The sequence below is a fragment of the Bacillus sp. GW823-FHT06B01 genome (genome assembly GCF_058952315.1).
In genome coordinates this window covers 1-15,609 of the sequence record NZ_JBXAHR010000015.1, presented here as the reverse complement: position 1 = coordinate 15,609, position 15,609 = coordinate 1, and the positions used below count along the sequence as shown (strand labels likewise).

Below are 15,609 nucleotides of genomic sequence, written 5' to 3'. Positions count from 1 at the left end.
TAAAAATAAAAATTGACGTTTCACGTTGTTTGTTTCGTTCAGTTTTCAAAGAACTACTCGGTCGCTCATTTGCGACTCCCTTATGTTAACATCTTCATGTTTCAATGTCAACTAAGTTTTTCATTTCGTTTGCCGCGTTCTGCGTTATTGCATCGGCGACTTGTCCTATATTACACCTCTATACTCTAATCGTCAACATATTTTTCTAAAAAAATATAAAAAGGCTTATTTCTTTTAAAATAAGCCTTTTTATCAAATATCATTCTATTCATTTATTATTTTTCTATAATTGGTAACGAGACGATAAACTGAATAATACCATCCTCATATTCTGCTCGAATACTACCACCTTGCAGCTCAACAATACTTTTCGCAATCGCTAATCCAAGTCCCGATCCTTCTGTTACTCTACTTCTAGATTGATCCTTCTTATAAAAACGTTCAAACAAACTCCCTAGCTCTTCTCTTGTAAACTCTTCACTATGATTCGCAATTACAATTTGTATATCCCGGCGCTGCCTTTGAAGAGAAACTTTTATCTCCCCATCATCTTTACTGTACTTAATCGCGTTCATTAATAGATTATCAAATACACGTACCATCTTTTCCGAATCAACCGCTGCATAGGCACGTTCCTCAGGAAACTTCTTAACAAACGCAAGTCCATGCTCTTCTGCCTGCGGTACTAACTCTTCTATTAATTGCTCCAATAACTCATTTATACAAACCTCTTGTTTTTCTAATACAACTTGCTCATTTGTTAACTTCGTATACTCAAATAAATCTTCTATTAAATTCTTTAACTGCTCCGACTTCGCAAAAGCAATTCTCGTATACTCATCATGTTGTTCTTTATTTTCATATTTAGAATCTCGAAGTAATCGCAAGTAACCCATAATAGAAGTCAGTGGTGTACGCAAATCGTGAGATACATTCGTAATAAGCTCATTCTTTTGCTTCTCTAATTTACGTTCCTTTTCTATATTATTCATAAGCTCTTCCGCCATATTATTAATATTCTCGGTTAAAGACGCAATCTCATCTTCACCTTTCTTCTCAATACGGTACGCTAAGTTACCTTTTTCTATTTCCTTTACACCTTGTGCCATCGCTTCAATTTGCTTCATCTTTCTCTTTGTTATATAGAAGAAAGAGAAAATAAATACAAGTACACCTATGAAAAATGGAAACGGTCCTTCTTGCGTATCATATATTACTTCACCTTCCGGAATCCCACTAACAAACATGTATAAATTCTTATCTTCTATTGTAATAGGTGCAAAAGCTATAAATTCTTTTCTCGTACTTTCGAATTCTTTTCTACCATTCATATAATTAATCGCAAACGATGATGCATTACGAATTGTATTATGCAAATCAATTTGTTCTTCTTGCGCCTGCTTCGTCTTATATAAAACTTTTCCACTCTCGTCAGTAACCAACACTTTTAAAGCTCTAGAGTTTTGTTCTAAATTTTGATTCTCTATTTCAATCATACTTGATATAGCTTCTAATTTATTTTCATGAACTGAACTATTTGCTACACTTTGAGCTTGTTGATTAATTCGCTCCATACCAGACCGATAATCGATTGTCGCCTGCCGATTCGCATTCTCAAAAAAAGGTGCTGCTGCTTTTGCTGACAAAATCCCTAACAACGCACAAGCAGTAAACGCAGTAATAAGTTGAATGCGTACACTCCGCTTCACCCTCTTCACTAGCTTTTCAATTAATTCTCTAGTTTTCCTAATATAAGTAAATGGATTAAATATCTTTTTCAATCTTATACCCCACTCCCCATACAGTTTTTATATATCTAGGCTTCCTTGGATTCTCCTCAATCTTCTCACGCACTTTCCGAATATGAACCATTACCGTGTTATCCGACTGGAAAGATCTTTCATTCCAAACCTTTTCATAAATTTGTTCCGCACTAAAGACCATACCCGGGTTACGAGCTAGTAATTCTAAAATTGAAAATTCCCTCGGTGTCAGTTTCACTTCTTCTCCATCCACAATAACTTTATGGGTTGAAATGTTTATTTTCATCTCTCCAATTTCTAACTCGTCCTCATTTTGAATAGCAAAACCATTCATCTTCATATAACGACGTAACTGAGATTTAATTCTTGCGATTAACTCTAACGGATTAAATGGTTTCGTTACGTAATCATCTGCACCTGTTGTTAATCCTAAAATTTTATCCATATCTTGCGTTTTCGCAGAAAGCATAATAATTGGCATTTCTTTCGATTCTCTTACTTTCATACACATATGGATACCATCTACCTTTGGCATCATAATATCTAATACGACTAGATGTACTTCATTTTCTTCTAGTAAACGTAATCCTTCTTCTCCGTCTCCTGCTTGCAATACTTTATATCCTTCATTCTTTAAATAGATTGTAATAAGATTCCTAATTTCTTTTTCATCATCTACGACAAGTATTGTTTCGGTTGCCACAATATCTCCCCCATCACTTTTTTAATCCCTAACTTCTATTATAGGAAAACTTCTGAAGAAAAACGCTCGGAAATCCTTAAGATTTTCTGAAGACGCAAAAAAGGTCTAGACTCCCCTTAAGTCTAGACCTTTCAAAAAACCCCTTTTATTTACGAACGTAGATGAAATATAGTACGAATAAAACTCCCATAACATACATAATTGGATGAATCTCTTTACGACGACCACTTACTACCATTGTAATTGGATAGAAGATAAACCCGATTGCAATCCCTGTCGCAATACTATACGTAAGTGGCATTGAAATAATTGTAAAGAATGCTGGTACTGCAATCTCGAATTTCTTCCAATCAATTTCGCCTAAAGATGAAACCATCAAGATCCCTACAATAATTAATGCTGGCGCTGTTACAGCTGGTGTTACAACGCTTAATAATGGCGAGAAGAATAGTGCCAGCAAGAAGAATCCTGCTGTTACAACTGCTGTAAATCCAGAACGTCCACCCGCTGCTACCCCAGCAGAAGATTCAATGTAAGACGTTGTTGTTGATGTACCTAAGATTGCACCGATTACAGTTGCAATAGCATCTGCAAATAATGCTTTTCCTGCACGTGGTAATTTATTGTTCTTCATTAATCCAGCTTGATTCGCAACCGCTACAAGTGTACCTGCTGTATCAAAGAAATCGATAAAGAAGAACGTTATAATAACAATCACCATTTGAACAGTGAAAATATCTCCGAAGTGAGTTAACGCCACACCGAACGTTGGTTCTAGACTCGGTATTGCTCCCACCACAGCTTTTGGAGTATCAATTAATCCTGTCGCTACTCCTAAGATTGCTGTAAGAATCATACCGTAGAACACTGCACCATTAACTTTCTTAATCATGAAGATGATTGTAGTAACAACCCCGAAGATTGCTAGTAACGTTGTGCCCTTTGTTAAATCCCCCAACCCAACAAGAACAGCATCATTTTTCACAATAATTCCGGCATTTTGGAAGCCAAGGAAGGCAATGAACAATCCGATACCTGCCGCTACTGCAAACTTTAACTCTGATGGAATTGCATTAATGATTTTTTCACGAATACCTGAAGCTGTAAGAATAATAAAGATAATACCTGACATTAACGTTCCAGCAATTGCTGTCTGCCATGGAATACCCATCGTTAACACTGCCGTATAAGCAAAGAACGCGTTAATTCCCATACCCGGCGCCAATGCAATTGGATACTTCGCGAATATCCCCATAATTAACGAACCAATCGCTGCTGCTAATGCTGTAGCAACGAATACTGCACCCGGATCCATTCCTGTACCTGCTGGTAACCCTTTAACATTTCCAAGTGATAGCGTAGCAGGATTGACAAATAGTACATAAGCCATAGATAAGAATGTCGTTAAACCTGCTATGAACTCTGTTTTATAATTTGTACCGAGTTCATCAAACTGAAAATAGCGTTTCATCTTACGTTTCCCCCGTTATATGATTACTCGCCGTAATCTCCCTAGCCCTCTTTTATCTATTAAAAATAAAAAAGGCTTCCATTGCATATACATGGAAGCGTTCTATGAATAAAGACAAGTTTCCCCTCATCTTTATCTAAACGCCTCGTAGTCAAGCCATTTACGGTAGCTAGGTAGAAACTTTCGGGCCATATCCCCGATATTATACGACGGCATAATATTCACTTTTCGTTTGAATTACATACTCATATTAACTCGATGAAGTAGTTTTGTCAATTTAAAAGCGAACATTTTTATAAACTTTTATACTTTCGTTCGTATTAATGGTAAAAACACAAAAGATCCATCTATGCATGAGCACTAGATGGATCTTTTGTATAATACTATTCCCACTCAATAGTTGCTGGTGGCTTACTTGTTATATCATACACGATACGGTTAACGTGTTTTACTTCGTTTACGATACGTACAGAGATTTTCTCTAATACGTCCCAAGGGATACGTGCCCAGTCAGCTGTCATACCGTCGATAGATGTTACTGCGCGGATACCTACTGTGTAATCGTAAGTACGCTCGTCACCCATAACACCTACGCTACGCATACCAGGAAGCGCAGTGAAGTATTGCCAAACTTCACGGTCTAAGCCCGCTTTAATAATTTCTTCACGTAAAATCGCATCAGATTCACGAACGATTTCTAATTTCTCTTCTGTGATTTCACCTAATACACGAATACCAAGACCAGGGCCCGGGAATGGTTGACGCCATACGATTTCATCAGGAATTCCTAGTTCTGATCCTAATACACGTACTTCATCTTTAAATAACGTGTTTAAAGGCTCAATTAATTTGAACTGCATGTCTTGTGGAAGACCACCAACGTTATGGTGAGATTTAATTGTTTGTGCAGTTGCTGTACCGCTTTCAACGATGTCTGTATAAAGTGTACCTTGCGCTAGGAAGTCCATTCCTTGTAATTTAGAAGCTTCATCATCAAATACGTAAATGAATTCATTACCGATGATTTTACGTTTTTGTTCTGGATCTTCTACACCTTTTAACTTGTTCATGAAACGTTCTTGTGCATCCACTTTAATAACGTTCATGTGGAAGCCTTCGCTAAATGTTTTCATAACGCCTTCTGCTTCACCTTTGCGAAGTAAGCCGTGGTCAACGAAAATACATGTTAATTGATCGCCGATTGCTTTATGAATTAATACTGCTACAACAGAAGAGTCTACACCGCCGCTAAGTGCGCATAGTACTTTTTTGTCTCCAACAGTTTCACGGATTTTCTCTAATTCTACTTCGATAAAGTTCTCCATGTTCCATCCTTCAGAACAACCACATACGCCGAATACGAAGTTTTTAATTAAATCGTTACCGTGCTCAGAATGACGTACTTCTGGGTGGAATTGTACACCGTATAAGTTTTTGTCTTCATTGCTCATACCAGCAATTGGACAAGACTCACTTGTTGCATCTACTACGAATCCTTCAGGTAAACCAGTTACTAAGTCACCATGGCTCATCCATACAACTTGCTCTTCTGGAAGGTTCGCATATAATTTTGATTCGTTCTCGACTTTAAGAACAGCTTTTCCGTACTCACGGTGGTTTGCACGTTCTACTTTACCACCGAAGTGTTGTGTCATAAGCTGCATACCGTAACAAATACCGAAGATCGGTAATCCTAGTTCAAAGATTTTTTCATCACAATGTAATGCGCCTTCACCGTATACACTATTTGGTCCACCAGAGAAGATAATCCCTTTTGGATTCATTGCTTTAATTTCTTCTGCAGTAATTGTATGTGGATGAAGTTCACTGTATACACCGAACTCACGAATTCGACGTGCTATTAACTGATTGTACTGACTCCCAAAATCTAAAACGATAATTGTATCATGCTGCTTCTTCAAAATAATCACCCCAACGTTAGTTCTCGTATATAAATATTTTTACCAATTAGGCAAAAAGCATTACTAATATAATAAAAAAAGCCAGTCCTCCGCCTCTAGTCTCATAACAAAGAAAAGGCAGGGGTCTGGCTTTATAAAGAAAGATAGTCTTCCGCTCTTTATAAATATAAGACGCACTGCCTTCATAGTCAGGTTGTTTACGGTAACCCGGTAGAGACTCTCAAACCATATCATCGAGGATATATGAAGGATTGTTTTATATTATCTTCCTAGATTCTAACAATGAAGTATCGATATGGTCAAGAGAGAAAGCGACAAAATTCTACAGAAATTCATTTCCTTTTCTAAAAAACATAAAAAAACATCCATTTCTATATAGAAATGGATGTTTTTCGAGCAAACGGAATTACATCATTCCGCCCATACCGCCCATGCCCATGCCGCCCATGTCAGGCATTGCTGGTGCATTTGGTTCTGGTTTGTCAGCTACTACAGCTTCAGTCGTTAAGAACATAGCTGCAACAGATGCTGCGTTTTGAAGTGCAGAACGAGTTACTTTAGCTGGATCTACGATACCAGTTTCAAGCATGTTAACCCACTCGCCAGTAGCTGCGTTGAAACCAACGCCTACTTTTTCGCCTTTTAGACGCTCTACAACTACAGATCCTTCTAGACCAGCGTTGATTGCGATTTGACGAACTGGCTCTTCTAGTGCGCGAAGTACGATGTTGATACCTGTTGCTTCGTCGCCTTCAGCTACGATAGAAGCTACTTTCGTGTATACGTTCATAAGTGAAGTACCACCACCTGCAACGATACCTTCTTCTACTGCTGCACGAGTTGAGTTAAGTGCATCTTCAATGCGAAGTTTGCGCTCTTTTAACTCAGTTTCAGTTGCTGCACCTACTTTAATTACTGCTACGCCACCTGCAAGTTTTGCAAGACGCTCTTGTAATTTTTCACGATCGAATTCAGAAGTAGTTTCTTCTAATTGCGCGCGGATTTGACCGATGCGAGCTTCGATTTGTTGTGAATTTCCGATACCTTCAACTACAGTTGTGTTTTCTTTCGTTACAACAACTTTACCAGCACGTCCTAAAGATTCAATTGTAGCAGATTTTAAGTCACGACCTAATTCTTCAGTGATTACTTCGCCACCAGTTAAGATTGCGATATCTTCTAGCATTGCTTTACGACGGTCACCAAATCCAGGAGCTTTAACAGCTACTACATTGAATGTACCACGAAGTTTGTTCACTACTAATGTAGCTAAAGCTTCGCCTTCTACATCTTCAGCGATGATAAGAAGTGGTTTACCTTGTTGTACCACTTGCTCTAATACTGGTAAGATTTCTTGGATGTTAGAAATCTTCTTATCAGTAATTAAGATGTATGGGTTATCAAGAACTGCTTCCATTTTGTCAGAATCAGTAATCATGTAAGGAGATGCATATCCACGATCAAATTGCATACCTTCTACTACGTCTAATTCTGTTGTAAATCCTTTAGATTCTTCTAAAGTAATAACGCCGTCGTTACCAACGCGCTCCATTGCTTCAGCGATTAATTGACCTACTTCTTCGTCAGCTGCAGAAATAGCAGCTACTTGTGCGATAGAAGATTTACCTTCGATTGGTTTAGAAATCTCTTTTAATTCTGCAATTGCAGCAGTAACAGCTTTTTCGATACCTTTACGAAGACCCATTGGGTTCGCACCAGCTGTTACGTTTTTAAGACCTTCACGAATCATAGCTTGTGCTAATACAGTTGCAGTTGTTGTTCCGTCACCAGCTACATCATTTGTTTTGCTAGCAACTTCTGCTACTAATTTTGCACCCATATTTTCGAATGCATCTTCTAATTCAATTTCTTTTGCGATTGTTACACCATCATTTGTAATAAGTGGTGAACCGAATTTTTTCTCAAGTACAACGTTACGACCTTTTGGTCCAAGCGTTACTTTTACTGCGTTTGCAAGAGTGTCGACACCGCGAAGCATCGAACGACGTGCTTCTTCACTAAATTTAATATCTTTTGCCATAATAATTGACCCCCTTGAGTTTTTTAAGATTTATATAATTAACCGATAACTGCTAAAATGTCACTTTCACGTAAAATCAAGTAGTCAGTACCTTCGTATTTTACTTCAGTACCTGCATATTTTGAGAAGATGATAAGATCACCTGCTGCTACCTCTAAAGCAACACGCTCACCATTTTCAAGCACTCGACCAGTACCTACTGCAATAACTTTACCCTCTTGTGGTTTTTCTTTTGCAGTGTCTGGTAATACAATACCACTTGCTGTTTTTTCTTCCGCTTGAACAAGCTCAATTACAACGCGATCACCTAATGGCTTTAGCATGAACAATAACCTCCTCATTTTGTTATGTAAATTTTATTTATTAGCACTCAAGTCACTCGAGTGCTAACACACTTATAATAATAAATAATCTCAATTTCTTTTGCAAGTAAAAAAATCATAATTTTTTCGCAAATTAAGCTATACACTTTTCTATATAGAGTCCCTCTTCTTCTACCTTTACTATATGAATCGTTGTTTCCACTAATCGTATGTTACAATATGAAAGGACACCCTAAATTGTTTTCGCTATACACACAACTTTCTCCTGTCTTCTATTATAATTTCAAATAAGGATTTACGAAAAAAACATAATTTAAGCGAGGTTTATATCGTAGGTAGCATATTTACATGTTATCCTACCTTATCTCATACACTAGAGTTAGAAAGGATGGTTAAACCATTTGAAAAAACAATATTGGTGGGTTATCGTTACATACATTTTAATGCAGTTATCATCCATTGCTGGATTACCACTTCTTCTGAAAACTGGACTTTATGATAACAGGGGATTTACTAGAGAAGAGAAATTTCAACTCATAACTGGCCACTGGGCAATCATTAGCTTCTTTATTGCATTATGTATCGTACTTTGGTTACTTAGAACAGATATTCGTGACAGACGTTTAGATACAATGCGCTCTACTGTTCCAGCTACGATTGGTTGGATTTTTATCGGGTTCTTCCTAGCATTTTTCTCACAAAGTATTGCCGGTATGATAGAAATGCGTGTATTAGGAATTAAACCTGGATCAGAAAATACAGCAAGACTTATGGATATCGCAAGAACGACACCTTGGTTCCTTATCGTTATCTCTATAATAGGACCTATTTTGGAAGAAATCGTATTTAGAAAAATTTTATTTGGTACACTTTATAAGAAATTTAACTTCTTTATTGCTGCTATCATTAGTTCTCTTGTATTCGCAGCAATTCATTTTGATTTCACTCACTTATTGGTATACACTTCTATGGGACTCGTATTCGCCTTTTTATATGTAAAAACGAAGCGTATTATCGTCCCTATCGCAGCTCATGTTGCAATGAATACATTAGTTGCAGTTGCTCAAGTTTTAATGAGCAATGAACAAATTCAAGAAATGATTAAAGAAGCTGAAAAAATGCAAGGCTTTATCGGAGGATTTTTAGTATGAGGAACTCACCATTGTTCATGGCTGCATTGTACTTCCTTCTAGGATGTATCTTTACACGCTTCGCCATTACGAACGTAACAGATACAATCTGGAATATGTGGACAATACTATTTGCAGTTATGGCAACAATTGATTTTAATTTGGCACTTCGCCTTATATTAGTTAAATTCACAAAGAAAAAACAACAATAAAACGCAGAGGTCGCTTCCTCTGCGTTTTATTGTGGATAATTCTTTAAAAAGTAAACAAGTGTTTGTAACTCTACCGCTAAATCAATATGGTGAATTCTTATATTATCTGACACATTTAAGCGCGCTGGTGTGAAATTTAAAATACCATGCACGTTCGTTTCTGCCAATCTATCTGCTACAGATTGTGCTACTGTAGCGGGTACTGTTAATATTGCCACTTGTATATCAGTTGATAAACGTTCTTCTAATTCATCTAAATGATATACAGGAATGCCCCCGATTTCTGTCCCGACTTTCTCTTCACTAACATCAAACGCCATTTCAATTTTTGTATTATTGTTTTTCGTGAAATTATAATGTAAGAAAGCGGTCCCTAAATTACCTACTCCAATAAGTGCTACACGTGTTATATCATCTTGGTCGAGTGTTTCACGGAAAAATGATAATAAATAATTTACGTTATATCCATAACCTTTTTTCCCTAACGCTCCAAAATATGAAAAATCTCTTCGAATCGTTGCGGAATCAACTTTTACCGCTTCACTCAATTCGGCTGATGAAACACGTTGCTTACCAGAAAGAGATAAGTTTTGGATAAATCGATAGTATAGAGGCAATCGTTTGGCAGTGGCCTGTGGAATTTTTTGCTGCTCCATATAACCTCTCCTCTCTTCCTATCTTTATTCATATACTTGAATCAAATACAGAAGTTTAGCACTCATGAATTTCCCTGTATAATAAAGAGAAGAAGTATTCTCTCTTTATTTTAAACTATACACTATTTTTAGTATGATTGAGAAATATAAACATGGCAAAGTTAAGAAATTATTTGAGGTGAAAACATTGATTTTATTACAAGTAAACGCGCTTACGAAATTATACGGTGCCGAAACGATTCTTGCAAACATAAAATTGGAAGTTCAAACGAAAGATCGTATCGCATTAGTCGGACGAAATGGGGCCGGAAAATCTACACTATTAAAAATAATAGCTGGTGAGCTATCTCATGATGGTGGCGAAATTATAAAACCAAAAGATGTCTCAATCGGATATTTAGCTCAAAATACCGGGTTAGAAACGTCTTTAACAATTTGGGATGAAATGTTAACCGTCTTTACACACTTGCAGCAAATGGAGACAAAACTTCGAAGGCTAGAGCAAGAAATGGGAAAAGAAGAAAACTTTTCAAACGAGGCTACATATGAAAGATTATTAGCTGATTATGACCAATTGCAATTAGATTATAAAGATCAAGGTGGATATCAATATGAAGCAGATATTCGCTCGATTTTAAGTGGTCTTGGCTTCCCAGTTGAAACGCACCAGACGACGATTTCTACATTAAGCGGTGGACAAAAAACACGATTAGCTCTCGGTAAATTATTATTAACGAAACCAGACCTACTTATTTTGGACGAGCCTACAAACCATTTAGACATCGAAACGTTAACATGGCTTGAACAATATTTACAAGGCTATCCTGGCGCAATACTAATCGTTTCCCATGACCGTTATTTCTTAGATAAACTCGTTACACAAGTATATGAAATTTCGAATAAAGAAAGCAGACGATTTGTTGGTAACTACAGTAAATATTTAGACTTAAAATCAGCATTATACGAGCAAGACATGAAACGTTATGAAAAACAACAAGATGAAATCGCTAAGCTTGAGGATTTCGTTCAAAAAAATATAGCGCGCGCATCTACGACAAAACGTGCTCAAAGCCGTCGTAAACAATTAGATAGAATGGAATTATTGACTAGACCATTAGGTGATTCTAAGTCAGCATCCTTCCACTTCGATATCGAAAAACAAAGTGGAAATGATGTTTTACAAGTAAAGGATGCAACTATCGGCTATGATGATGATCCGATTATTGAACATGTAACTATGCGCTTAACTCGCGGGGATAGCGTTGCTTTAGTTGGTCCAAACGGAATTGGGAAATCCACATTATTAAAATCACTTGTGAATAAGTTACCACTATTAAATGGTGATGTTTCTTTCGGATCCAATGTATCTGTTGGTTATTATGATCAAGAACAAGCAAACTTAACATCTTCTAAGCGAGTTTTAAATGAGTTATGGGATGAATATCCATTGCAGCCCGAAAAAGAAATTCGCACGATATTAGGTAACTTCTTATTCACAGGGGATGATGTACTAAAACCAGTATCTTCTCTTAGTGGTGGACAAAAAGCTCGATTAGCTCTTGCAAAACTTATGATGCAAAAATCGAATTTATTAATTCTCGATGAACCTACGAACCATCTTGATTTAAATAGTAAAGAAATTTTGGAGAATGCTTTAATTGATTATCCAGGCACCCTTCTATTTGTTTCACATGACCGCTACTTTATTAATCGTGTAACGACGACCGTTGTTGAGTTGTCAACAGAAGGTGCACAAGAGTATTTAGGCGATTACGATTACTATGTAGAGAAGAAAAATGAAATGATTGAACGTGCAGCATTTGAACATCAAGAAAACCAAGCACCTGTTCAAAAAACTGTAGCTCAAGAGAAATTAAATTATCTCGAAGAAAAAGAGCGTAAACAATTAGAACGTCAACGCACTCGAAAAATTGAGGAACTAGAACAAAATATTGTAGAATTTGAAGAAGAAATTGCTACGTTAGAAGATCAACTTTGCTTACCAGAAATATACGCAGATTATGAAAAGGCTAGTGAAATTACAACGAAAAAGCAAACACTACAAGAGCAACTTGATGCTTGTATGGCAGAATGGGAAGAATTACATTTATAAGAGTATGAATAAGAAGGATGTCTCATAAGTCGGGATTTTTGACTATGCGACATCCTTTTTATCTTCTAGCTAGGGTATAAACGATTCGACACGACATACCGATTTACCGACAAAGTTTGACAATGTTGGCTCGCCCCTATAATAAGGGCACATTTCAAAATGTTTTTTAGAGATATCTTCTTGCGATTTATTTCCCAAAAAAGAATACATTCAAAGGTCAGACTTCACCTACTTTATCCACAGGTTTATACACATATCCACCTTTATAAAATAAACCCCAAAATAACTTTTCCACATTATCCACAAATCTCAAAAAAGTTATCAACATTTTATATACACAATAAAACCCACATTATCAACAGATAATATGGGTTTTATCCACAAGCTGTGGTTAATTTTGTGCATAACTATTCTTCAATATCTAATCCTGGATTTGCATTTAGAGCTAATGTAGCACGTTTTCCTTGTTCATATGCAATTGTACCTGCGGCTGCAATCATCGCTGCATTATCGGTACATAAAAATAGTGGAGGAATAATTAGCTCGATATTTTCTTTTGTCACAAATTCCGCTTCCAAACGTGCGCGAAGTCCTTTATTCGCAGCTACTCCACCAGCAAGAAGCAGTTGCTTTACGTTATACGCTTCTGCTGCACGAGATGCTTTCGTTACAAGCACATCTATTACACTCGCTTGGAAACTTGCTGCTAAATCTTCCGGTGCAATTTCTATCCCGCGTTGTTTCGCGTTATGCACAGTGTTGATAACTGCTGATTTCAATCCACTGAAACTGAAATCATACGAATCAGGTTCTAGCCATGCACGAGGCAAATCAATTGTCGGTTCCCCTTCATGTGCAAGGCGATCAATGTGAGGACCACCTGGATATGGCATGGATAACGTTCGAGCTACTTTATCATATGCCTCTCCAGCTGCATCATCTCTTGTTTCACCAATCACTTCGAATGAACCATGTTCTTTCATATAAACAAGCTCCGTATGTCCACCAGATACAACAAGTGATAGTAGTGGGAATTGAACTTCTTTTACTAAACGGTTCGCATAAATGTGCCCAGCGATATGATGAACACCCACTAGAGGAATATCATGTGCAAAAGCCACTGCTTTCGCTGCATTTACCCCTATTAAAAGCGCTCCTACTAACCCAGGTCCTTCTGTTACAGCAATTGCATCAATATCATCAAATGTGATATTTGCTTCTTTTAAAGCTTCTTCTAACACAACTGTAATTTCTTCTACATGATGACGGGATGCAATCTCTGGTACAACTCCGCCGAAACGTTTATGACTTTCAATTTGTGATGCAACGACATTCGCAATAATTTCCGTTCCATTTTTAACAACTGCTACTGCTGTTTCATCACAACTTGTTTCAATACCAAGTATAATTGTATTTTTTTCCATTATATATTCACCCACATTACGAGACCATCTTCCTGATTGTCTGCATAGTATCGTTTACGAATTCCACCATTTTGAAATCCGTATTTTCTGTATAACTGTTTTGCCACTTCATTTGATACACGTACTTCAAGCGTCATCGTTTTTACCCCTAAATCTTTCGCTTCGGAAATAACTTCTTTCAATAAAGCATCCCCTAGCTTTTGACCTCTGTATTCTGGCAAAATAGCTACATTTGTTATATGTGATTCATCAATAATTATCCACAATCCACAATACCCAATTACACGACCATCTTTTTCTAACACAACATAATGTGCATGTTCATTCGTCGTTAACTCACGGTGAAAGGCATCTGCAGTCCAAGGAGTTGAAAAAGACGCTTCTTCAATAGCTACAATTTGAGCGATATCATCGAGTTCCATCTTTCTAAATATCATATCCATCTTCTGCAAGCTCCTACTTGTTTTGACTTTCTAACCACTTTGTTTCAGCTTCAGCTAAACGAAGATAACTAGGAACAAATGAATGTACATCTTGTTCTTCTTTTTGTAACCCTAAGAAAGCTAACTCACTTGGTCTTGGGTTATTTTTAGTGAAGGGAGCAAATACAGCTTGGTTGCCTAAATGTTCGATAATCGTCTCTTTGTGCAGTTTAACATCGTTACCAATAAATAAAACAGGCTTTCCTGTATCTTTTAACATTTGCAACCAGTCTACAATAAGGATGATTCGGTCTTCTTCTATAGAAGTTAAATGCTCTCCTTCATATGTATATAACCCTGTATAAATTTGTCCGCGTCTTCCATCGAATAAAGGACAAATTAATCCATCAAAATTAGCACCGTTTGCAGCCACTACTTCTAAACTTGATACACCTACAATTGGTATTTGAAGTGACCAAGCTAATGTTTTTGCAGCTGTCACACCTATGCGAACACCTGTATATGATCCAGGTCCAGCAGCTACAACTATTTTAGTTAATTCTTTCGGTTTTACACCACATTCTTTTAACAATTTCTCTACAGCTGGCATAAGACGTACAGAATGGTTTTTTGTTAAGTTTGTAATGATTTCCCCAATTACGTTTCCTTCCTCAATAAGGGATACACCCATTACGTAATTTGAAGTATCAATTGCTAGTACTTTCATCTTGTAATAGCTCCTCACATAATCTAATATATCGATCTCCAATTGGCTCGAGTACAATTTTCCTTGTATCATCTCCAGCATGGAATAAACTAATTTGTAACTTCTCATTTGGTAAAAATGCTTCTATTAAATGAGCCCATTCTACTACAGTAATTCCTTCACCGTAGAAATACTCATCAAAACCTAAGTCCTCTTCACTTTCTGCTAAGCGATACACGTCCATATGATATAGCGGCAATCTCCCTTTATATTCTTTAATAATATTAAAGGTAGGACTATTTACAACTCTTTTCACTCCAAGACCTTTTGCTAGTCCTTTTGTAAAAGTTGTCTTACCAGCCCCTAGATCTCCTTCTAAAATAATTACATCTTGCGCCTGGGCAAGTCCACCTAGTTTTTCTGATAATCTTTGTGTTTCCTCAGAAGAGTTTGTTGTTATTTCATATTTACTCACAGACTTCACCTACTTTACTCACAATGTTCTCTGCTCTTTATTATACAGGTTTTGAATATATAAAAAAGTCCTTAGGAGTTTTCCTAAGGATAGTTTGACTGTCTTTATTAGTTTTTTGTTAAAACAAATAAAAAAATACGAAACAACATGTTTCGTTCTTTTCTTTATATAAAATGGCGGTCCCGACCGGGGTCGAACCGGCGATCTCCTGCGTGACAGGCAGGCATGTTAACCACTACACCACGGGA

General features: G+C 36.9%; 14 protein-coding genes and 2 riboswitches. Of the genes, 3 read left to right on the top strand and 11 right to left on the bottom strand.

The features are described from left to right. Window positions 1-275: 275 nt before the first annotated feature. The 6 genes from AC1Q8N_RS28390 to groES form a co-directional block, all read right to left on the bottom strand. A complete protein-coding gene (locus AC1Q8N_RS28390; RefSeq protein ID WP_098079692.1) occupies window positions 276-1,781 on the bottom strand; it encodes a sensor histidine kinase in 1,506 nt (501 codons plus the stop codon). Further along, complete coding sequence (locus AC1Q8N_RS28385) at window positions 1,765-2,466, bottom strand: response regulator transcription factor (protein WP_000190041.1); 702 nt, start codon at window positions 2,464-2,466, stop codon at window positions 1,765-1,767. Before AC1Q8N_RS28385 ends, AC1Q8N_RS28390 begins: the two co-directional genes overlap by 17 nt. A gap of 145 nt (window positions 2,467-2,611) precedes the next feature. After that, on the bottom strand, window positions 2,612-3,937 hold the full coding sequence (locus tag AC1Q8N_RS28380) for an NCS2 family permease (RefSeq protein WP_000833097.1): 1,326 nt from the start codon (window positions 3,935-3,937) through the stop codon (window positions 2,612-2,614). 128 nt (window positions 3,938-4,065) lie between these two features. Continuing rightward, a riboswitch (purine riboswitch) is annotated at window positions 4,066-4,167 on the bottom strand. Window positions 4,168-4,320: 153 nt separating this feature from the next. Then, on the bottom strand, window positions 4,321-5,859 hold the full coding sequence (gene guaA, locus AC1Q8N_RS28375; RefSeq protein ID WP_493521505.1) for a glutamine-hydrolyzing GMP synthase: 1,539 nt from the start codon (window positions 5,857-5,859) through the stop codon (window positions 4,321-4,323). 165 nt (window positions 5,860-6,024) lie between these two features. Further along, window positions 6,025-6,126, bottom strand: a riboswitch (purine riboswitch). A gap of 139 nt (window positions 6,127-6,265) precedes the next feature. Then, window positions 6,266-7,900 carry a chaperonin GroEL gene (groL, locus tag AC1Q8N_RS28370; RefSeq protein ID WP_001029984.1) on the bottom strand — a complete coding sequence of 545 codons (1,635 nt, stop codon included), beginning with the start codon at window positions 7,898-7,900 and terminating at the stop codon, window positions 6,266-6,268. 38 nt (window positions 7,901-7,938) lie between these two features. After that, window positions 7,939-8,223, bottom strand: a complete 285-nt coding sequence (gene groES, locus AC1Q8N_RS28365; protein WP_000917306.1) for a co-chaperone GroES — start codon at window positions 8,221-8,223, stop codon at window positions 7,939-7,941. Window positions 8,224-8,624: 401 nt separating this feature from the next. Here groES and AC1Q8N_RS28360 point away from each other — a divergent pair, with 401 nt between their 5' ends. Both AC1Q8N_RS28360 and AC1Q8N_RS28355 read left to right on the top strand, forming a co-directional pair. Beyond that, on the top strand, window positions 8,625-9,374 hold the full coding sequence (locus tag AC1Q8N_RS28360) for a CPBP family intramembrane glutamic endopeptidase (protein ID WP_000745348.1): 750 nt from the start codon (window positions 8,625-8,627) through the stop codon (window positions 9,372-9,374). Continuing rightward, window positions 9,371-9,565, top strand: a complete 195-nt coding sequence (locus tag AC1Q8N_RS28355) for a YdiK family protein (protein WP_048542998.1) — start codon at window positions 9,371-9,373, stop codon at window positions 9,563-9,565. The genes AC1Q8N_RS28360 and AC1Q8N_RS28355 overlap by 4 nt, the downstream gene beginning before the upstream one ends. A gap of 26 nt (window positions 9,566-9,591) precedes the next feature. On the opposite strand, the gene AC1Q8N_RS28350 is transcribed toward AC1Q8N_RS28355, so the two are convergent. After that, a complete protein-coding gene (locus AC1Q8N_RS28350) occupies window positions 9,592-10,221 on the bottom strand; it encodes a redox-sensing transcriptional repressor Rex (RefSeq protein WP_000437704.1) in 630 nt (209 codons plus the stop codon). 187 nt (window positions 10,222-10,408) lie between these two features. On the opposite strand from AC1Q8N_RS28350, the gene AC1Q8N_RS28345 reads away from it, so the two are divergent. After that, a complete protein-coding gene (locus AC1Q8N_RS28345) occupies window positions 10,409-12,334 on the top strand; it encodes an ABC-F family ATP-binding cassette domain-containing protein (protein WP_217993443.1) in 1,926 nt (641 codons plus the stop codon). Window positions 12,335-12,741: 407 nt separating this feature from the next. Here AC1Q8N_RS28345 and tsaD read toward each other — a convergent pair whose 3' ends face one another. Genes tsaD through tsaE form a run of 4 tightly spaced genes read right to left on the bottom strand, consistent with a single transcriptional unit; the run spans window position 12,742 to window position 15,361 of the window. Beyond that, on the bottom strand, window positions 12,742-13,758 hold the full coding sequence (gene tsaD, locus AC1Q8N_RS28340; protein WP_493521504.1) for a tRNA (adenosine(37)-N6)-threonylcarbamoyltransferase complex transferase subunit TsaD: 1,017 nt from the start codon (window positions 13,756-13,758) through the stop codon (window positions 12,742-12,744). Continuing rightward, entirely contained in the window at window positions 13,758-14,201 is a 444-nt protein-coding gene (rimI, locus tag AC1Q8N_RS28335; RefSeq protein ID WP_000367200.1) for a ribosomal protein S18-alanine N-acetyltransferase, read from the bottom strand. Before rimI ends, tsaD begins: the two co-directional genes overlap by 1 nt. Before the next feature lie 13 nt (window positions 14,202-14,214). Continuing rightward, window positions 14,215-14,907, bottom strand: a complete 693-nt coding sequence (gene tsaB, locus AC1Q8N_RS28330; protein WP_048542995.1) for a tRNA (adenosine(37)-N6)-threonylcarbamoyltransferase complex dimerization subunit type 1 TsaB — start codon at window positions 14,905-14,907, stop codon at window positions 14,215-14,217. Continuing rightward, complete coding sequence (gene tsaE / locus AC1Q8N_RS28325; RefSeq protein ID WP_098049471.1) at window positions 14,888-15,361, bottom strand: tRNA (adenosine(37)-N6)-threonylcarbamoyltransferase complex ATPase subunit type 1 TsaE; 474 nt, start codon at window positions 15,359-15,361, stop codon at window positions 14,888-14,890. Before tsaE ends, tsaB begins: the two co-directional genes overlap by 20 nt. Between the last annotated feature and the right edge of the window lie 248 nt (window positions 15,362-15,609).